This is a genomic window from Nocardia sp. 852002-51101_SCH5132738 (genome assembly GCF_001665695.1).
Lineage (GTDB): Bacteria > Actinomycetota > Actinomycetes > Mycobacteriales > Mycobacteriaceae > Nocardia > Nocardia nova.
The window spans coordinates 20,068-38,712 of the sequence record NZ_LZML01000184.1 but is presented as its reverse complement, the minus strand read 5'-3'; the positions used below and the strand labels follow the sequence as shown (position 1 = coordinate 38,712).

At 67.8% G+C, this 18,645-nt stretch carries 17 protein-coding genes and 1 riboswitch; of the genes, 14 read left to right on the top strand and 3 right to left on the bottom strand.

The window, feature by feature from the left end:
• Positions 1 to 64 precede the first annotated feature (64 nt).
• The 10 genes from A5789_RS28615 (at position 65) to A5789_RS28575 (ending at position 9,956) form a co-directional block, all read left to right on the top strand.
• Entirely contained in the window at positions 65 to 913 is an 849-nt protein-coding gene (locus tag A5789_RS28615) for a mammalian cell entry protein (RefSeq protein WP_227462832.1), read from the top strand.
• The gene (locus A5789_RS28610) at positions 910 to 2,088 is read left to right on the top strand and encodes an MCE family protein (RefSeq protein ID WP_082857350.1); all 1,179 of its coding nucleotides are present in this window, start codon (positions 910 to 912) and stop codon (positions 2,086 to 2,088) included. The genes A5789_RS28615 and A5789_RS28610 overlap by 4 nt, the downstream gene beginning before the upstream one ends.
• Positions 2,085 to 3,278 (top strand): MCE family protein, encoded by a 1,194-nt coding sequence (locus tag A5789_RS28605; protein WP_064905058.1) that lies wholly within the window; start codon positions 2,085 to 2,087, stop codon positions 3,276 to 3,278. Before A5789_RS28610 ends, A5789_RS28605 begins: the two co-directional genes overlap by 4 nt.
• Before the next feature lie 12 nt (positions 3,279 to 3,290).
• Positions 3,291 to 4,004, top strand: a complete 714-nt coding sequence (locus A5789_RS28600) for a hypothetical protein (RefSeq protein ID WP_155525667.1) — start codon at positions 3,291 to 3,293, stop codon at positions 4,002 to 4,004.
• 32 nt (positions 4,005 to 4,036) lie between these two features.
• The gene (locus A5789_RS28595) at positions 4,037 to 5,293 is read left to right on the top strand and encodes a TetR/AcrR family transcriptional regulator (RefSeq protein ID WP_064905078.1); all 1,257 of its coding nucleotides are present in this window, start codon (positions 4,037 to 4,039) and stop codon (positions 5,291 to 5,293) included.
• A gap of 355 nt (positions 5,294 to 5,648) precedes the next feature.
• A complete protein-coding gene (locus A5789_RS28590; RefSeq protein WP_082941021.1) occupies positions 5,649 to 6,656 on the top strand; it encodes an oxygenase MpaB family protein in 1,008 nt (335 codons plus the stop codon).
• A 328-nt stretch (positions 6,657 to 6,984) separates the two neighbouring features.
• The gene (locus A5789_RS28585) at positions 6,985 to 7,461 is read left to right on the top strand and encodes a MarR family winged helix-turn-helix transcriptional regulator (protein WP_030515606.1); all 477 of its coding nucleotides are present in this window, start codon (positions 6,985 to 6,987) and stop codon (positions 7,459 to 7,461) included.
• Positions 7,454 to 7,831 (top strand): DUF5313 family protein, encoded by a 378-nt coding sequence (locus tag A5789_RS28580; RefSeq protein ID WP_063017571.1) that lies wholly within the window; start codon positions 7,454 to 7,456, stop codon positions 7,829 to 7,831. The genes A5789_RS28585 and A5789_RS28580 overlap by 8 nt, the downstream gene beginning before the upstream one ends.
• A gap of 210 nt (positions 7,832 to 8,041) precedes the next feature.
• Entirely contained in the window at positions 8,042 to 8,197 is a 156-nt protein-coding gene (locus tag A5789_RS37010) for a hypothetical protein (protein WP_156055636.1), read from the top strand.
• Between the two features lie 316 nt (positions 8,198 to 8,513).
• Positions 8,514 to 9,956, top strand: a complete 1,443-nt coding sequence (locus A5789_RS28575; protein ID WP_146098651.1) for a hypothetical protein — start codon at positions 8,514 to 8,516, stop codon at positions 9,954 to 9,956.
• Here A5789_RS28575 and A5789_RS28570 read toward each other — a convergent pair.
• A complete protein-coding gene (locus A5789_RS28570) occupies positions 9,896 to 10,978 on the bottom strand; it encodes a substrate-binding domain-containing protein (protein WP_227462833.1) in 1,083 nt (360 codons plus the stop codon). The two genes, A5789_RS28575 and A5789_RS28570, sit on opposite strands and share 61 nt — an antisense overlap.
• A 187-nt stretch (positions 10,979 to 11,165) precedes the next feature.
• Between A5789_RS28570 and A5789_RS28565 the strand changes: the two genes are divergently transcribed.
• Positions 11,166 to 13,499: a cation-translocating P-type ATPase gene (locus A5789_RS28565; RefSeq protein WP_064905063.1), complete on the top strand. Its 2,334-nt coding sequence runs from the start codon at positions 11,166 to 11,168 to the stop codon at positions 13,497 to 13,499.
• A gap of 44 nt (positions 13,500 to 13,543) precedes the next feature.
• On the opposite strand, the gene A5789_RS28560 is transcribed toward A5789_RS28565, so the two are convergent.
• Together A5789_RS28560 and A5789_RS28555 are read right to left on the bottom strand one after the other, a co-directional pair.
• Positions 13,544 to 14,782, bottom strand: a complete 1,239-nt coding sequence (locus A5789_RS28560) for a beta-lactamase family protein (protein WP_227462834.1) — start codon at positions 14,780 to 14,782, stop codon at positions 13,544 to 13,546.
• 41 nt (positions 14,783 to 14,823) lie between these two features.
• Positions 14,824 to 15,534 carry an MgtC/SapB family protein gene (locus A5789_RS28555; RefSeq protein WP_064905064.1) on the bottom strand — a complete coding sequence of 237 codons (711 nt, stop codon included), beginning with the start codon at positions 15,532 to 15,534 and terminating at the stop codon, positions 14,824 to 14,826.
• Between the two features lie 282 nt (positions 15,535 to 15,816).
• Positions 15,817 to 15,988: riboswitch (M-box (ykoK) riboswitch) on the top strand.
• A 257-nt stretch (positions 15,989 to 16,245) separates the two neighbouring features.
• On the opposite strand from A5789_RS28555, the gene A5789_RS37005 reads away from it, so the two are divergent.
• The 3 genes from A5789_RS37005 (at position 16,246) to A5789_RS28545 (ending at position 18,590) form a co-directional block, all read left to right on the top strand.
• Positions 16,246 to 16,392, top strand: a complete 147-nt coding sequence (locus tag A5789_RS37005; RefSeq protein WP_156511499.1) for a hypothetical protein — start codon at positions 16,246 to 16,248, stop codon at positions 16,390 to 16,392.
• 54 nt (positions 16,393 to 16,446) lie between these two features.
• Positions 16,447 to 18,153, top strand: a complete 1,707-nt coding sequence (locus A5789_RS28550) for an NRAMP family divalent metal transporter (protein WP_063017608.1) — start codon at positions 16,447 to 16,449, stop codon at positions 18,151 to 18,153.
• A gap of 113 nt (positions 18,154 to 18,266) precedes the next feature.
• Positions 18,267 to 18,590 (top strand): hypothetical protein, encoded by a 324-nt coding sequence (locus A5789_RS28545; RefSeq protein ID WP_227462835.1) that lies wholly within the window; start codon positions 18,267 to 18,269, stop codon positions 18,588 to 18,590.
• Positions 18,591 to 18,645 lie beyond the last annotated feature (55 nt).

Sequence of the window (18,645 nt, the reverse complement as noted above, 5' to 3'; positions counted from 1 at the left end):
AACCGAATTCCATTGTGCTAGAATAGATTTAGTACCGAACTAGCTTCGGACTTACACGGTTCTCGTGACACCCTCGAAGCTGCCCGCCGACGCCATGGCCGCACTGGTGAATCCGCAGCTGATCACCAACCGCCACGTCGAACTGGCGCCGGCCTACGACGGAACTGGGCCCACCATGGCCGACGGCGCGCATATTCCCTTGCCGCGCACCAGGACACCGGTGGAACTCGACCGCATCATGCAGACCTTCGACCAGCTGGGTGCGTCTCTGAAGGGTGACAGCGACACCGGGCCGATGGCCAGCCGGGTGTTGTTCCCGTTGCTCGACGGCAACGGCGACAAACTGCGCGCGACGCTGGACGCGCTCTCGGGTGCGTTCGAGACGACCTTCGCCAACAAGGACCAGATCTCCAACACGATCGTCAAACTCAACGACATCACTCAGGTCATCGCCCAGAACGATCAGACCGTGCGGGATTTCAGCGGCCGGCTCACCGAACTGCTGAAGTTGATGGGCGATCAGGCGCCCGGCTTGCAGGCGGTGCTCACCCAGCTCAACGATTTCGTCGCCAATACCGCCACGGTGGTGGGGCAGAACAAGGATCAGCTCGCCGGAGCACTGAGCCGGTTCGTCGCGATCAGCGATCAGATGCGTGCCAATGCCCGCAATCTCACCGAAATCGTGGATGTCGCGCCGCTGATGTTCGAAAACCTCGCCAACGCCACCAGTTACGAACATCAGGCGCTGCGCCTGCACGGCCTGCTCGATAAATCGGTGCTCGACGGTGAAGCGCTCTCGACCTTCTGTGAGCGGGTGATGATGCGCCTCGACGGCTGCCGGACCGGGAGGATCGCCGATATGGGGCCCGATTTCGGACTCACCGCAGCACTTCTGGGGATCAGCGGAAAATGACACGATCACAGCGCAGAACATCTCGCCGCGGCATCGTTTTCACCGCCGTCGCGACCGCCACCACACTCGGTATCAGCGGATGCGGCCCGACCCTCGAGAATGTGCCGATGCCCAAGCCGGGTATCGACGGTCCGGGCTATACCGTTCATGCCGCGTTCACCGATGTGCTGAATCTGCCCGATCACGCCCACGTGCGGATCGGCGGCACCGATATCGGCACCGTCACCGGTATCGAGACCACGAATTTCATCGCCGACGTGCGGATGCAGATCCGCTCCGACATCGTGCTGCCGCGCGGGACCACGGTGGAATTGCGTCAGGCCACGCCGCTGGGCGACATGTCGGTTGCCATGACCCTGCCGGCCGCGCAGGAGGCGGGCCCGCCGCTGCGCGACGGAGACACCATCGGCACCGACCACACCGGCACCGCGGCCTCCGTCGAGCAGTTGATGATGTCGGTGGCCATGCTGGTCAACGGCGGCGGTATCAACCAGGCCGCACAGATCACCACGCAGATGAATTCGATGTTCGCCGGGCGGGGACCGCAATTGGCGCATCTGCTGAGCGAGATGACCAGCGTGATCGCCGCGCTCAATCAGCGCACCGGCGATATCGACGCCACCCTGCAGGGATTGAATACGCTGTCCGGGGAATTGGCCAGGCGCAAAAAGGAACTCGGCGCGGCCGCCGATACCTTCCCGCAACTGCTCGGACTGGTGAACGAGAACAATCAGCGCATCGTGGATCTCACCACCAAGGTATCGACCACCATGGCGGCGCTGGGCGATTTCACCGACACCACCAGCCCGCAGTTCCTGAGCCTGTTCGACAGCATCCAGAAATTGATGTCGGGCTTCACGGAAATGGGCGGCAATCTCACCGAGGCGCTCGACGGGCTCAACGACATCTATCCGCCGCTGATGGCCAGCCTGCGGGGTTCGGGATTGGCCGTCATGCCGGTGGTTTCGTATCTGAGCATCGGTGCGCTCAGCGATCCGCACGGCAGCCGGTGGCCCGAAATCGGTGACGTTCCGGCGTTCGCCGGCAGTTTGGCGCAGGTATTCGAGAAAGTGTTCGGCCGGGTCATCAGTCCGCCGCAACCGGTGCCGGGTGCGGCGCCGCCGGAAGCGCCCGGCACGCCGGCCGAACCTTCCCAGCAGGGTGGTGAGCGATGAATACGCCGCTGTGGAATTGGGTGGTGCGCCGGCGCATCGCCCTGGCCAACCTCAGCCTGATCGTGGTGCTGGTGATCGGCTCCGGATATCTGGCCCGATATGTGCTGCGGTTCAATCCTTTTCCGCACACCTTCACCGTCACCGTGCAACTCGCCACCTCGGGTGGCATTCTTCCGGGCAACGACGTGACCTTCCGCGGCACCCGGGTCGGCAAGGTCGCCGATGTGCGGGTTTCCGGCGACGGAATCGACGCGATCGCCGAAATCGACGACAGCGCGAAGATTCCCGTCGGGGGCGCGGTGCACGTCGGCCGATTGTCCGCGGCGGGTGAGCAGTATCTGGACTTCCGGCCCGACGCCGACACCGGGCCGTATCTGTCCGACGGCGCCGTCGTGGAGCGCGCACGCACCAGCGTGCCGATTCCGGTGCAGAATCTGCTCACCGATCTCAGCGGATTCATCGGCGGGATGAATCCGGACCGGCTCACCGTGGTCGTCGACGAGCTGGACAAGGCGCTGGGCGGCGGCCCGGATCGATTGCGCGACATGATCTCCGGGATCAGTCGTGCGATGGCGGGGCTGTCCGATCTGCTGCCGCAGACCCAGCAGCTGCTCGAGAACCTGCAGGTGATCGCGGAGACCACCTCGCACGCGCAGCCCGATCTGAGCACGCTGACCGCGGCGGGCAGCGCACTGTTCCAGCAGGCCACCGCCGCCGACAACGAGATCCGGAAATTCCTCGACCAGGGGCCCGGCGAGCTGGCGACACTCGGCGACGTGGTGGCGAAGAATCAGGATCCGCTGACCGATCTGGTCACCAATTTCGTCGCCATCACCAAGGCGGCGAAGCTGCGGCAGCCGGCGATCGAGGCGCTGTTTCCCGCACTGCGCCAAGGTATTCAAGCGCTCGGGGTGCCCGCCCACGACGGCGCCTATCACACGCTCGCCGACTTCTGGCCGCGTCCCACCTGCGACTACGACACGATTCCGGTGTCCCCGGCCAAGGTCATGACCGACACCCGGGTGCGGTTGTACAACTACTGCCTCACCGCCGATCCCGCACTGCAGGTGCGTGGTTCGGCCAACGCGCCGCGGCCGAACATCCCCGACAACGGGTCCGGGCCGCCGCCGGGCGTCACCGGCAACGAACTGTCGCGGCCCGTCCCGCCCGGCCCCATACCCGACAACTAGGAAGCGAACGCGATGAGCGACAAGGAAAGCGGAGGCGCCGAGGAGCGCGTACCCACGATCGACACCGTCGACGAACCGGAGATCGCGGCGGCCCCGGAGTCCGATACGGCCGGATCGGATGCGGCGGGGACATCCGATACCACCGAGTCGAGCCCCACCGAAACGACGGCCGCAGCCGAGATTTCGCCGCTGTCGCGACTGCGTCCGGCCGCCGGGGGACGCGGTGTGCGGATCGGCCTGCGGGCGGCGGCGGCGCTGGTCCTGGGCGCCGCGATCGGCAGCAGTATCTACTTCTACCTGCAGAACAAGGATCACGAGGAGGTGCTGGAGGCGCAGGCGCAGGCCCGCCAGGCCGCCTGCGCATACGGCCCGGTGGTCTCGACCTACGATTCCAAGCACCTCGACCAGTACGTCCGCGATGTGCTGGCCGGCGCCTCCGGTGAATGGAAGAAGCAATTCGAGTCCAACAGCAAGGACCTCAGCGACGTCCTGGCCAAGGGTGAGGTCGTCGCCAAGTCGACGGATGTGCAGTGCGCCATCCGTTCCGGGGACAAGAATTCCGCGGAGGCGATCGTGGTGATCGGCCAGACCATCACCAGCCTGGGCACCCAGGGCAAACCGGAACCGGGCCAGTTGTCGACGGTCATGCGACTGCAGAAGCAGGGCGATCGCTGGCTGGTCGACAAGATCAGTACGCCGCTGACTCCGCTACCGCCGCAGTCGTAGCGGTTCCCCGGCGAAACGAATTGGCGGACAATGTGAGTCGCACACAGGACGGGCGTGCGAAGGCGACGGCGTCGGCCACGCACAACCCCGAGCGTGTGATCCGCCGCCGGCCCAAGAACCGCCGGGCGCAGATCGCCTCCGCGTCGGCGGCGGCCTTCGGATCGCTGGGTTATCACGGCGTGAGCATGGAGGACATCGCCGCCCGGCTGGGGATTTCCTCGGCCGCGCTGTACCGGCACTATCCGAGCAAGTACGCGCTGTTCCGCGAGGAGCTGCTGCGCTTGTCCACAGCCGCGGTGACCGCGGTGACGCTGCCCGCGGAGGCGCAGAGCCACAGCGCCGAAACGCGACTCGGACTCGTCATCGATGCCATCGTGGCCGATACCATCGCCAATCGCCCCACGGCCGCGCTGGCGCGGTGGGAGGCGCGCTACCTCGATCGCGACGATCGCCGGACCTTCGACGAACGGTTCGAGACCGCGATCTCCGCGCTGCGGGCGCTGATCGGCGAACTGCGCCCGGAGTTGTCCCGCCGCGCGGGCCTGGTGCGTGCCGTCGCGATCTTCAGTGTGGTGAGCAGTATCGGCGACCACCACGCGCATCTGCCGGCGAAATCGCTCGCGGTGCTGCTGAGCGAGGCCGCGTGGTCGTTGATCCGCGCCGACCTGCCGGTGGCCGCCGACGCGCCGGAACCTGTACGAGCGAACGAGATTCCGCAATCGTTCAAACATCGGGTGCTGCTCGACAAGGCGGTCGAGCTGTTCCACGAGCGCGGCTATCCGAATGTGAGCGTGGAGGAGATCGCGGCGGCGGCCGAACTGTCGGCGGCCTCGGCGGTGTACCGGTACTACCGCAGTAAGGATGCCTTGCTGGCGGCGGCATTCCGGCGGGTGGCCGACCGGATGGCCGCCGCGATCGCACCCGCGGTGGAGGCGTCACAGACCTCCGAGGAGGCGCTGGCGAGGTTGATCGACCTCTATGTCGAGGGATCGTTCGCCGAGCGCGAGCTGACGTTCGTCTACTACGCCGAATTCGGCAATGTCGGCGCCTACGAGCGCACGGTGCTGCGCAATATCCAGCGGCTGGTGGTCGCCGAATGGGTGGAACTGCTGGTCGATGCGCGGCCCGAGCTGGCGCGGGCGCAGGCCCGCATCCTGGTCCATGCCGGATTCGGCCTCGTCGTCGGTCTGGGGCGGCTGTTCGGCAACGACCAGCAGATCTGCCCTCGAGCCCAGGTGATCGGATTGATGGAGATGACGTTGTTCGGACGGCTTGCGCGACAGGCGTAGCGGTTCTTGAATATGTGACAACTTAGATGACGGCATGCGGCTTCAAGTACGGGATATTTCGTTATTGGCCCGTTGATCGAGAGAGAATTACGGGTAACATAATGGAGGCCGGGCCGACCCTGAGGAGTGTACGAGGGGGTGTCGCCGGGGCAGAGGGAGAAATCCGCGAGAGCGCCGGTAACCGCGCATCGGTGGTTGTCGCGTCGGCTCCGAGACGAGCCGGTCTGCCGGGCGGGCCCCTCGGTCTCCCGTGTCGCATGGTGCCGCCGATCCCGGCGGCACCGCCCGCGCCCCGCAGCGCGGGGCCCGGCGCATCTCCGGTCGCGCCGGCGAAACGTTCCGAGAGAGGACTCGCATGACAACGGCAACGCAGCCTTGGGAGCCGAATTACACCGACCCGCACAGTGATTCCTACGTTCCGGAGGAATCCGTGCCGGTCGGGCGAGGCCGGGCGGAGGACGAGCGAGCTGTGCGGCCCGACGTCGCGCAGACGCCGCCGCTGACCCTGGAGCAGACGCGCATTCACATCCCGGACTTCTATCGCTCACCGCGCAAGCGCCCCGCGCAACTGCCCGACGCCCTGGATTTCTGGATGTTCGCGGGCGCCACGGCCAACGTCGCGATGCAGTTCGCGCATCCCGCGGTGGCGGCCGGTGTCATGGAGAGCACCGTGGAATCCGGTGCGCTCATGGTGCATCCGTGGAAGCGACTGCGCACCACGGCGTCGTATCTGGCGGTGGCGATTCTCGGCACGCCCGAGGAGAAGGAGGAGTTCCGTGAGGCGGTGAATGTCGCGCACCGGCAGGTGCGGTCGAAACCCGGCTCGAAGGTGAAGTACAACGCCTTCGACCGCAATCTGCAGCTGTATGTCGCGGCCTGCATCTACATCGGCTTCGAGGACTCCCATCAGCTGATCAACGGCAAGATGTCACCGGAGGAGCTCGAGGCGTTCTATCAGGGCGCGGACACCTTCGGCACGACGCTGCAGGTGCATCCCGACATGTGGCCGAAGACGCGCGCCGAATTCGACGAGTACTGGGTCGAGGCCTGCCGTCAGGTGATCGTCGACGACGCCTTCCGAGCGTATATCGGTGACCTGCTGCATCTTCGGATGATCCACTGGTACATGCGACTGCTCTTCGGCGGGCTGCTGCGCTTCCTGACCGCCGGCTTCCTGCCTCCGCATTTCCGCGAACAGATGGGCGTCGAGTGGAGCGCGGCCGACCAGCGCCGATTCGAGCATCTGTTCCAGTTCGTGGGATTTGTGAACCGCTTCATCCCCAAGTTCATTCGGTTCTCCGGGACGAAGATGATGATGCGAGATGTGCAGCGTCGGATCCGCAAACAGAAGGTCCTCGTCTGATCTGAATCCACCGGTGCGGCACGGTGATTGCCGACCGTGACGGGTGCGGCGGACCGGCCACTCGGCTCCGCCCTCTCCGCCTCCGCTTGTGAAAATCCGGGCTCGCTCCATGCGGACGGGAACTGGGGGCCACGACGGAACGAGCCCGGATGGGCGGTCCGGTCGATCACACCCACGGGCACCACGAGCTCGGCCGATCGTCGCGAACAGTACATCACCTCACGTGAGTTAGGCGTCTCGCTCGCGTCGCCGAGTGTGTGATGGCGCACTAATAGTTTGTGCACTAACTATTAGCACGCTAATCTGGCCTCGACACGAGGAGGTGGGCATGACGACCGACGTCGACGATCCGCTGCGGCTGGACCGGCAGGTATGTTTCGCCCTGGCCGTCGCGAACCGATCGGTGCTGACGGTGTATCGCCCGCTGCTGGAGCCCTTGGGGCTCACCCATCCGCAGTATCTGGTGATGCTGGCGCTGTGGGGCGAGGCTCCGATGTCGGTGAAGGCCATCGCCGAGGCGATTCAACTCGATTCCGCCACGCTGTCTCCGCTGCTCAAGCGGCTCGAGTCGGCAGGCCTCATCACCCGCCATCGTGATCCGCGCGACGAACGCACACTGCTGATCGATCTGACCGAAGCCGGGTGGGCGCTGCGCCGCCAGGCCGAGTTGATCCCCCCGGCGGTCGTGCGGCGGCTGGGCGTGAGCCTGGCCGATCTGGAGGAACTGCGCGAGGTACTGACCCGCGTCAACGAGGCCGCCCGGCGAGCCGCGCTCGCCGATATCCAGGGAGCTACCCATGAGTGAGCAGAAGCCGAATCCGGTTCAGCGCGTGCGCTATATCTGCGGCGCCACGCTGCCGCCCTCGATGCAGCAGTGGGTCCTTCGCGATCTGACCGGCCCGGGCGCCGCCCGCCGCTACCTGCTGCGATTCCTGGTGCCGATCATCCCCGTACTGTGCCTGTTCCTGCTGGTCCCGGGCCCGCTGTGGATCGGATTGTCGATGGCGGCGCTGCTGTACGTCCCGCTGGTCTACTTCACCATCGCGCTGATGTACGTGTATCGGCGGCACCGCCTGCTCAAGCACGGGCTCGATCCCGAACTGGCCGACATCGCCGAACGGGAGCGTGCGGCGGCCGAACGCGAGCAGTACGAACTGCGGCACGGCCGCGGCTGACGCCCACGCGGTCGCGGAATGTGTGCCCGCCGAACCGATTCCGTGCCACGACGCGAACGACCGGTCTCGGCTCGTCGCGCCCGCGGTCGGTTATCGGGGGTGTACTGTAAGTGCTGTCGGTAATCGCACAGTGCGCTGTGCGCGCGAGCGGTGCGGCCGATTCGCTGGCCGGACGGGCCGTCGATGGTGAGAGTCTGAAGGACATCCGATATGAGTGAGCAGCCGAATCTGTTCAGCCACAGTCCGGTACCCATCGAGACGCCGGCACCTGCCGGCGGGGTGGCGCATCGTCCGCTGTTTCGCAGTGCGAGTTCCTCGGCCGGACCCGAGGGCGGGGAGGCGCCCGCCGACGATATAGCCCGGTAATCCACACGGCGCCCGTAGTCGATCAGTCCGGGATCACGGACACGATCCGGCAACGGGCGCGCCCGTGCGTACCGGCGGCGATCGCGGTGAACGGGCGCGGACACGCGGTCGCGGCGGGAATTGATACGAAACCTATATCCGCCGCGACCGAACCGTTAGCAAATCATCATCGAATTGCCGATTTTCGCTCTTGGACGGTGATCAGATGCCGAAAGAGGGCTTTCGTGCTCCGGTAATGTCGGTCCCGCAATCATTCGGCTAACGAATCGGCGGGGAAGTCACAACCAGGCGCTACCTGCTGGGGACGGAGTCCGGCATGAGTGCTGTGACTTTCGGTTCCCCGGATATCCGGGGGCACGTACATCGGTTGTCGGCCGGAATCACCGACGCGCAATGGCTGCGAGTGGCCGTGGAAACCTCGGCCGCATGCGTCAGCGCCGCGATCGCCGGGCTGGCCATGATGATGCCGATCAGCCAATCCTGGCTGTCGCCGGGATCGGCGCTGCAGGTCGACCTGCTGATCTTCAATATGCCGCTGGCCCTCACCGCCGGCGCGCTGATCGCCGTCATCGCGGTCTCGGTGTCGGCGGCGATCGGCAGCAGCCGCCTGGCCTGGTGCGCGGTCTTCTGTGCGACCTCGGCGATGCTGGTGAACCACACCCTGCTGGTGAAGCTGGAGACCCGGACCCTGTCGACGCTCAACTACGTCGACTCCATGCTCGCCGGAGTGATCCTGGGCTGTCTGGCCGCGGCGGTGTGGCATCGGCGAGCCCCTGCCGGGGGGTATCTGTTCGGTGCGCTGGCTTCGATTCTGTTCGCCGACCTCACCCAGGCGCCGGATTTCGCCTCCACCGTCGCGGGGGAGGGCATCATGCGCGGGGCGCCTCCGGTCTGGATGATTGTCGTCGCACTCGTCCTGATGCTCGGCACGGCCCTGCTCTTTCGCCAAGAACAGCGACCGGAACCCGACGACAGTGCGGTGGTACCGCTGAAACCGGTGGTGTCGGCGGTCGTGATCGTCTCGGCGACGCTGGGGACCTCCGTCTGGATGGCCCGCGGCGGCGCGCTGGTATCGATTCTGGTGGGCGGGGCGCTCCTGCTGCTCGCGACCGCGGTGGCGGCGCTGCTGCTTCCCGGACGCGACGGAATGCTGGTGGTGGTGATGGTGGCCTTCGCTTCCGCGGGGTCGGCCCTGCTCACCGTTCCGCGGCCGGCCTGGTCGACCGTGCTGGTGGTCGCGGCCGCGGGCGCCGGCCTCTACGCCGGATGGCGCATTCGCCTGCCGTTGCAGGCTGTCGCCGGATCCGTCGCGCTGTCCATCGCCGCTGCGGTGAGCTCGTCGCTGGTGGACGTCCCGACCGCGGCGGTAACAGTGCCGAGCTGTATCGCACTGGCGGTGGTCGCCGGATATGCGCTGGGATGTGCCATCGGCCCGCGAGCGACCAGTGCGGTCGTCGGCATCGTCATCCTGTTCGTGCCGTCCGCGGGGGTGGCTCTGCAGGGTCGCGACCTCGGCCGGATCGAATATTCGCATACCTGGTTCCGCAGTGCGGAGGCCGCGGTCACCGCGGTGCCGGGACTGGTCGCGGCCGGAATCGGCATCGGGTGCGCCGCCATCGCGCTGCTCATCGGGCGGCTGCGGCCGGGCGATCCCTTCGGCCGGCACGCCGCCGACAGCGCGGAGAAGCCGAATCCGGCTCAGGCGCGGCGCAATTCGCTCACCACCGCGAAGTCGACGCCGTCGGCATCGGCGAGGTAGACCGGCTGGGTGGTGTGCGCGCCGCGCACCTTCACCTCACCGCGCGGGCCGCCGTAGCGAACCCGGGAGGCATGGCGTTCGATGGCGCGCACGTCGAGGCTGCGCGCCGCCTCCGCCAGCGAGGCGAACAGCAGCAGGCCCTCGTAACAGGATTCGCCGATGTTGTTCAGCGCGGGTGCGAAGGTGCCGTACCGAGCCGTGTAGCGGCTGCCGAAATCCATCGCCTCGGGCGAGACCACACTCTCGAAATAGCCTGAGGCGGTGAATAATCCGCGGGTGCTGTCCGGGCCACCCGCGAACAGGACGTCCTCGCCGATCATCATGCTCAGCCGCAACCGGTGCTCGTCGAGACCCGCGCGGGCGAAGGCCCGATTGAACGCCGCGCAGTCGGCGCCGACCAGCAACAGCAGCACCCCCTGCGCCGAGGAGTGGCGAATCAGGTCGAGGGCCGGACCGAAGGCGCGGCTGCCGAGCGGGACGAATGCCTCGCCGACGATGTCGATGTCGCCGAATGCCGCCGCCTCGCGGGTGACCCGGGCGGTTTCGCGCGGCCACACGTAATCGTTGCCGACGATGCACCAGCGGCGGATGCCCTGCTCCGCGCGCAGCCAGCGCAGCGCGGGAAAGAGCTGATGATCGGGCGTCTCGCCCACCATGTACACGCCGTCGGAATTCTCGCCGCCCTCGTAGAACGTGGTGTAGACGTACGGGACCCGCCCCGCCGTGCGGGGCGTCAGCACCCGGCGGGCATTGGACAGGTGCCAGCCCACCACGCCGTCGACGGCGCCGGTGCCGATCATGCGATCGATTCGTTCGGCCAGCAGTGGCAGCGGTGCGCCCGAATCGACCGTGTGCAGTCGTACCGGCCGCTCGAGAATTCCGCCCGCGCGATTGATGTCCTCCACCGCCAGCGCGGCGCACGCCTCACAGGAGGGGCCGAACAGGCCCGCCGGTCCGCTACCGGGCACCACCAGCGCGATATCGACGGTGTCGCGCCCGCCGCGGGAGTTCGAAATCCTCACCGGAACCTCCGCCGCCCGAAACATCCATCGCCGAATAGTCGCCCCCCGAGCCGACCATGTTAACGACGGCCCGTGTGGGTGGCGAGCGGCGACCTTCCAGGGCTGGTGAAGGGGCCTCGTTTGGCATATACCCCCTGTGGGTATATGGTCGTGGTAATCGCTCGGCCTGTCGAGAGGAGTCGTGCACATGGACGGCAACGGCCATGAAACCGTGGTACTGGATCTGAACGGCCTGCACTGGGCGAGCCGGCGGCAGGTCGCCACGCGGGTCCTGCAACGGCGCCCCGGCGTGCTCGAGGCCACGGTCAATCCCGCCGCCCAGACCGCGACGGTCAGCTTCGACCCGGGCCGGACCTCGGTCCACGATTTGCGGGAGTGGTTGCGCGACTGCGGGATCCACTGCTCCGGCCGATCGGTTCCCCGGCACGTCTGCGATCCGCTGGCCGAGCCGTCCGGCCCGTCTCGTCCCGACGGCGCGCACCGGCACGAACCCGCGGAGCCCAGGCGCGATCACCACGGCACCCACGACCACCACGACATGTCGATGGCCGCGATGGCCGCCGACATGCGCAACCGATTTCTGGTCGCGCTGGTGTTCTCGGTGCTGGTCATGGTGTGGTCACCGATGGCGACGGACATGTTCGGCATCGACCTGCCGGTGCCGTTCGGGCTACGCCAGGATGTGTGGGCGCTGATCCTGAGTCTGCCGGTGATCGGCTATTCGTCGACGATCTTCTTCACCGGTGCGTGGCAGGCGCTGCGGGCGCGGACCCTCGACATGATGGTGCTGGTCGCGGTCGCCATCGGGGCGGGATGGCTGTATTCGCTCGCGATCACGCTGACCGGCGGCGGCGAGGTCTTCTACGAGGCCTCGACCATGCTCGCCACCTTCGTGCTGCTCGGGCACTGGTTCGAGATGCGCGCCCGGGGCGGCGCCACCGACGCCATCCGCACGCTGCTCGACCTCGCGCCACCGCGCGCGGTGGTGGTGCGTGACGGCGAGGAGGTGGAGATTCCCACCGCCGAGGTCGCCGTCGGTGATCTGCTGCTGGTGCGGCCGGGCGCCAAGATCCCGGTCGACGGCGTCGTGGAAGACGGCGACAGCGAGGTCGACGAGTCGATGGTGACCGGGGAGAGTCTGCCGGTGCACAAGCAACCGGGTGCTCCGGTGATCGGCGCGAGCATCAACGTCGACGGCACCCTGCGCGTGCGTGCGGACAAGGTCGGTTCCGACACCGCGCTGGCGCAGATCGTGAATCTGGTTCAGCAGGCGCAGAATTCGAAGGCGCCGGGCCAGAAGCTGGCCGACCGGGCGGCGTTCTGGCTGGTACTGGTCGCACTGATCGGCGGTGCGGTCACGCTGGCGGGATGGTTGCTCGCCGGAGCCACCTTCGCCACGGCCATGTTGTTCGCCATCACCGTCGTGGTGATCACCTGCCCCGACGCCCTGGGCCTGGCCACGCCGACGGCCGTCATGGTCGGCACCGGACTGGGCGCTCGCCGGGGCGTGCTGTTCAAGAACGCGCTGGCCCTGGAGACGGCGGCGCGCGTCGACGTGGTGGTGCTGGACAAGACCGGCACGCTGACGAAGGGCGAACCGGCCGTCACCGAATTCGTGACCGCGGCGGCGGAGCCCTCGCCCCGGCTGCTCGCGGCGCTGGCCGCGGTCGAACGCGAATCGGAACACCCACTGGCACAGGCGATCGTCCGCTACGCGCAGGAGCGCGGCGCCGCGCCGGCGCGGGCCGAGAAGTTCGAGAACGTGCCGGGACACGGCGCCGTCGCCACGGTCGACGGGCAGCGTGTCGTGGTCGGCAACCGGCGACTGCTGGATCGGGAGGGGATCGAACTCGGCGAATTGGCCGGCGCTCGGGCCCGGATCGCGGACGGCGGGCAGACCGCCGTGCTGGTGGCGGTCGACGACAAGGCGGTCGCGGTGGTCGGGATCGCCGACGAACCCCGTGAGACCGCCGCCGCGGCGGTGCGCGAAATGCACGATCTGGGTGTGGAAGTCGTGATGCTGACCGGCGACAATCGCGCCACGGCCGATCGTATCGCGGCCGAATTGGGCATCGATACCGTCATCGCGGAGGTGCTGCCGGGCGACAAGGCCGACACCATCGCGCAATTACAGTCGGGCGGAAGGAAAGTCGCGATGGTGGGCGACGGCGTGAACGACGCGCCCGCGCTGGCACGGGCCGACCTCGGCATCGCCATCGGGGCCGGCACGGACGTGGCCATCGACACCGCGGATGTCGTGCTGATGCGATCGGACCCGCTCGATGTGCCCACCGCCTTACGGATCGGCCGCGGCACGCTGCGCAAGATGCACCAGAACCTGGCGTGGGCGGTGGGATACAACGCGGTCGCACTCCCGATCGCGGCCGGCGTGCTCGAACCGGCCTTCGGATTCACCCTCCGCCCGGAGATCGCCGCACTGACCATGTCGGGCTCCAGTATCATCGTCGCGCTGAACGCGGTGTCGCTCAAACGACTTCGGCTTCCCGAGCCGCAGGGCTGAGACCCGGAGCGGCCGGACGGCCGGGAGCCGCGAGGATGCCGCCGCTACGGCCGGGCGACGGGCGAGCGGGGAACGACCGCCGAGATCTGTGCGCACAACTGCCAGGGCCGCTCGGTGTCCACGGTCGACTTACCGCTGGTCAGAATCGCGCCGGACAGTCCGCGGTCGAGGTCGGCCCAGCCGTACTGGGTGGTCAATCCGCTACGGCCGAAATGCTTTTCGGTGTGGGCGCCGAATTTCGACCGCCGCCCGCCCAGCTCGAAGCCGGCTCGACTGACCCGGCCGGCGATGCCGGGGATCCGGGGAGCGGGTGCGATCGCGCTGTGCAGAGTGTCGGGAGACAGGATCCGCACACCGTCGAGTTCCCCACCGCGACAAAGGATTTCATAGAAGCGCGAGAGTTCCGCGGCAGTGGTCACGAGATTGCCGGAGGGAAGCTCCGCGGTGAGGAACGCGCGCACCGAATCCGCCGAGGTCGAGGCGCTCATTCCACCGCCGAGTGCCTTGCCGGCCACCACCGACCAGGCCCGGGAGGGTCGCGGTCCGGTGCGCACACTCGGCACCACCCGGTCGACGTCCTCCGGGCTCACCCCGAAGGTCGTCCACCGGAAACCGAGCGGATTCAGCACCTGCTCGGCGAGATGGTCGCGCATCCGTTTGCCGGTCGCGCGCTGGACCAGCAGACGCAGGATCAATCCACTGGTCAATGCGTGATAGACGCGAAACCGCCGGGGCGGCCAACTCGGCCGCAACTCGGTCAGCGCCCGCACCGCGACCTCCTCGTCGACGACGGCGTCGAAGCCGCGGTAGCCCGCCGGCATGAACGGCACCCCGGCGGCGTGGGAGAGCACATCGGCGATGGTGATGCGGCCCTTGCCGTGCGCGGCGAATTCCGGAATGTAGTCGCACACCCGGTCTTCCGGCGCGAAGGCGCCCTGTTCGATCAGCATCGCCGTCACCGTCGCGGCGACGCCTTTGGCGGTGGAGAAACCGCAGAACGGAGAGTCGACGGTGATCGGTATGCGTTCGACGTCGGGTCCGTCGCCGGGGGCGTTACCCCAGCCGTGGCCGATAGCCCGGTTCAGCACGATCGCGCCGTGGCGGCGCAGGCAGATCTGGATCGCCGGAGTGGTTCCCATCCGGTACCACGCGCGGACCGACTCCCACACCGCCTCGACGTCGCCGCGGCTCAGGCCCACCGCGGTGGGGTCGTCCTCGGGGCCCACCGCGGTCACGGTGTCCGGATCGGCGGGTACGGGAACCATCGGGGCGACACTGCTCACGGCGTCAGCATAGTGATCGAAGGCATCGGTGCAGGTCAGAGCTACAGCCCGGGCGCGACCGGTTCGACCGTCCGCCATCCGACGCTGGTCACCGACGGTTCCAGGCTCAGCCGGCTGACCGCCGATTCCATCTGCCGGTCGTCGCGCTGATCGCCGACCAGATCCGCGCGCACTTCCACCCGGCCGGCATCCTCGGCGTTGGCGCTGGCGACCGACACGAGCCGGAAGTCCGTGCGCGTCAACGACTGGACCAGCAGCGCGCGCACATGCGCTTCGTGCGCGTCGTCGGTGACGGCGGTGAACGCGTAGTGCGCTGGCTGCTCGTTACCCGATTCCGGCTGGCGGTCGACCGCTCGCCCGGCCGCCCGCAACGCGATATTGACGATGACCACCGCGACCGTTCCCGCCGCCGCGGTGCCGTACATCCCGGCGCCGGAGAGCGCGCCCACCGCCGCCGCGCACCAGAGTGTCGCGGCGGTGTTGAGCCCCCGCACGTTCAATCCGTCGCGGATGATCACACCCGCGCCGAGAAAGCCGATACCGGAAACGATTTGGGCCGCGACCCGGGTCGGATCGGCGGCGCCGCCGTGAAAGCCGTGCGCGGACAGCAGCACGAACAACGCCGCGCCCGCGGAGACCAGGGCGTTGGTCCGCAATCCGGCCATCCGGGCCCGGTACTGCCGTTCGAAACCGATCACCGCACCGAGACCGACACCGGTGGCCAGGCGCAGCAGCATCTCCCAAGTCGACATGAGACAACCCTTCGATGGAGGGCGAGAACTCGCGCGCGCAGGCTACCGCGACATCGGCACGGTCGCGTCGACACGAGAATGGTCGCCGAGTGAATTCTTGGCAAAACGACGTAAATGACTGTCGTCGGGCACAGCGACCACCTCCTTCCGGGACACGACCCGCGTAGAACGGCGCCGGCCGGCGGCGCCGGGAGGGAAGTAAACACCGCCGATCGGATCCTGGCAACCCCGCCGGTGGCCGCCGATTTGACAATCGCGAATTCCGGGTTCACTCTTTTGCAGTCAGCACCTCGCTAGGCGAGGCTCCTGTACGAACACAGGCCACTGATCCGACGACGTCGAGAGACGCCCAGGGTTAGGACAGATCTTCCCGGATTAAGGGATGATCCGAAGTGGCTTCTCCCGCAAGGGGATACGTCGTACAGTGCCGAAGCTCTGACGAGAGGGGTGCGTATCCGCCGTTCGGGCGGGTCTCCCTCTCGCGTGGTGCCGATCACCAGAACAACGACGTGCGCGTGCGTCCCGGCAGCGAGGAGGTGAGGGGCGATGCCATCCGGAGATAGTCCGTATCCGAGTTCGCGAACCGTATCGTCCCCGGCGCGCTGCCTGTCCGCCTGAACTCACCCCCGATCCACGCATCGGCGTCGCCGGTGCGGGGTTCCGGGGTGCCGCGGGCTGCCCGCAGCCGGGTTTCACCTCTGAGGAGAACCCATGTACCGCACTGTCTTCCGTCGACTCACCGGCCGCCGCCTGACCGAATTCGAGCGCCACAACCTGCGTTCCTGCCGTCCGTCGGCGCCCGTGCACACCGCCGCGCTCGGCGCTCACCTCGAACGCCGCCCGGGCGCACTCCACTAGCCCGGAACTCGAAAACAACTGGTGAGCACAGAGTTTCAGGAAGCGAGCGCGGCGATGACCACCTACTCCGACGACACCCGAACCCCGGCCACACCGCCCGGCGCTGTCGCCGATCACGCCCACGTCGGCGATATCGTCGGCGCGCTGGGCGTGATCCGGCAGCACGACGACCTCGCCGGCCGCAGCCGGATGCAGCGATTGCGCATGCTGGCGGCGGTGATCGGGCCCGGCCTGATCGTCATGGTCGGCGACAACGACGCCGGCGGCGTGGCCACCTACGCCCAGGCCGGTCAGAACTACGGCATGGCTCTGCTCTGGACGCTCGTGCTGCTGATTCCGGTGCTGTACGTCAACCAGGAAATGGTGGTGCGGCTCGGTGCGGTGGCCGGGGTCGGCCATGCCCGGCTCATCTTCGCGCGATTCGGGAAGTTCTGGGGCGCGTTCAGCGTCGGCGATCTCTTCGTCGTCAACGCGCTGACCATCGTCACCGAATTCATCGGCGTGGCAATGGCTCTGAGCTATTTCGGATTGCCGAAGGCGGTATCGGTGCCGCTGGCGGCGGTCGCGCTGTTCGCCGTGGTCGCGGGCGGGTCGTTCCGGCGGTGGGAGAGCCTGATGATGACGCTCATCGCGGTGAACATCGTGCTGTTCCCGATGGCATTGCTGGTCCATCCGAGCGTATCGGGCACCGGGCACGGGCTGATCCCGTCGCTGCCGGGCGGGCTCTCGTCGACCCTGTTGCTGATCATCGTGGCGATCGTCGGCACCACCGTCGCACCGTGGCAGCTGTTCTTCCAGCAGTCCAACATCGTCGACAAGCGCATCACCCCGCGCTGGATCCGCTACGAGCGCATCGACCTGTGGCTGGGAATCGTGGTGGTGATGGCCGGCGCGATCGCGATCATGGCCGCGACCGCCTACGGACTGTCGGGAACCGGTCCGGTCGGCGGCTTCACCGACGCCGGTGCGGTCGCGGCGGGCCTGCGCGCCCACGCGGGCCCGGTGGTCGGCGCGCTGTTCGCGATCGTCCTGCTCGACGCCTCGCTGATCGGCGCCAACGCGGTCGGTCTGGCCACGACCTACACCCTCGGCGATACGCTCGGGCGGCGGCATTCACTGCATTGGAAGGTGTCCGAGGCACCCGGTTTCTACGCCGGTTACGCGGCCCTGCTGGCCGTCGCCGCCGCGATCTCGTTCAGCCCCGACCACGTGCTGGGCCTGATCACGCAGGGTGTGCAGGCGCTGGCCGGGGTGCTGCTGCCCTCGGCGACGGTATTCCTGGTGCTGCTGTGCAACGACCGCGACGTACTCGGCCCGTGGGTGAATACGCTGCGGCAGAACATCTGCGCCGCGATCATCGTCTGGGCGCTGGTGCTGCTCTCGGCCGCGCTCACCGCCGCCACGTTCTTCCCGGGCCTGAGCACCCGGACCCTCGAGTTCGGGTTGGGTGCGGGCGTGCTCGCCGGTCTGGCCGGGGGCGCGGTCGCCCTGCTCGCCCACGGGCGAACGCGGCGCCGCTCCGCCGCGGCGACCGCGGCCCGGTTCGGCGACCTCGACCCCGGTCAGGTGCAGGAACTGGACCGCGGCTCCGAACGCGCCGAACTCGCCGGGGACCGCGACACCTTCCGCACTCCGGCGCTGCACACCCTCGAGCGTCCGTCGTTCACCCCGCTGCGCACCGCGGGCATGCTCGCCCTGCGTGGATATCTGCTGGTGGCCGTCGTGCTGGTCGTGGTCAAGATCGTCGAATCCATCGGATGAACGGCCCCGGTCCGGTGGGATTCGCCTGATTCGAACCGCCCAACCCGGGTAGTACGCCTGCAAGCAGGGAGGAGTGTGCCCTGTGCGGCCGCAACCGGGAAACGGAGGTGCCCATGATGACGGACCCGCGGATGGCGCGTGGAAGCACATCGCAGGAGCAGGCGCAGCGGCGACGGATGCTGCGAGCACCGCGCAAGCATGCCGGTGAGGGAATCGAGGACACTTACAACATTCCGGGCATCATCCTGTGTGCGTTGAGCTTCGTCGCGCTGGCGCTCGCGCTGACCGCTGCCGGATACGGCTTCGGCGGGTGGGCGATCGTGGCCGGCGTGGTGTGCGCGGTGTGCCTCATCGGCGGCGTGACGTGGATCGCGCTGGAGAGCAAGCGCACGCAGGCGCGCGACCAGTGGGAGCCGCACCAGCGACAGGGGCACTGATCAGCGTGTGAACGCGGCGGGCCCGCCGCGGAGGCGAGACCGCCGCACCGATCCG

Excerpts from the sequence above, each read along its gene's own strand:
- A5789_RS28610 (WP_082857350.1), top strand. The coding sequence starts at position 910 with ATGACACGATCACAGCGCAGAACATCTCGCCGCGGCATCGTTTTCACC.
- A5789_RS28605 (WP_064905058.1), top strand. The coding sequence starts at position 2,085 with ATGAATACGCCGCTGTGGAATTGGGTGGTGCGCCGGCGCATCGCCCTG.
- A5789_RS28600 (WP_155525667.1), top strand. The coding sequence starts at position 3,291 with ATGAGCGACAAGGAAAGCGGAGGCGCCGAGGAGCGCGTACCCACGATC.
- A5789_RS28590 (WP_082941021.1), top strand. The coding sequence starts at position 5,649 with ATGACAACGGCAACGCAGCCTTGGGAGCCGAATTACACCGACCCGCAC.
- A5789_RS28585 (WP_030515606.1), top strand. The coding sequence starts at position 6,985 with ATGACGACCGACGTCGACGATCCGCTGCGGCTGGACCGGCAGGTATGT.
- A5789_RS28580 (WP_063017571.1), top strand. The coding sequence starts at position 7,454 with ATGAGTGAGCAGAAGCCGAATCCGGTTCAGCGCGTGCGCTATATCTGC.
- A5789_RS37010 (WP_156055636.1), top strand. The coding sequence starts at position 8,042 with ATGAGTGAGCAGCCGAATCTGTTCAGCCACAGTCCGGTACCCATCGAG.
- A5789_RS28575 (WP_146098651.1), top strand. The coding sequence starts at position 8,514 with ATGAGTGCTGTGACTTTCGGTTCCCCGGATATCCGGGGGCACGTACAT.
- A5789_RS28565 (WP_064905063.1), top strand. The coding sequence starts at position 11,166 with ATGGACGGCAACGGCCATGAAACCGTGGTACTGGATCTGAACGGCCTG.
- A5789_RS28555 (WP_064905064.1), bottom strand. The coding sequence starts at position 15,534 with ATGTCGACTTGGGAGATGCTGCTGCGCCTGGCCACCGGTGTCGGTCTC.
- A5789_RS37005 (WP_156511499.1), top strand. The coding sequence starts at position 16,246 with ATGTACCGCACTGTCTTCCGTCGACTCACCGGCCGCCGCCTGACCGAA.
- A5789_RS28550 (WP_063017608.1), top strand. The coding sequence starts at position 16,447 with ATGACCACCTACTCCGACGACACCCGAACCCCGGCCACACCGCCCGGC.
- A5789_RS28545 (WP_227462835.1), top strand. The coding sequence starts at position 18,267 with ATGATGACGGACCCGCGGATGGCGCGTGGAAGCACATCGCAGGAGCAG.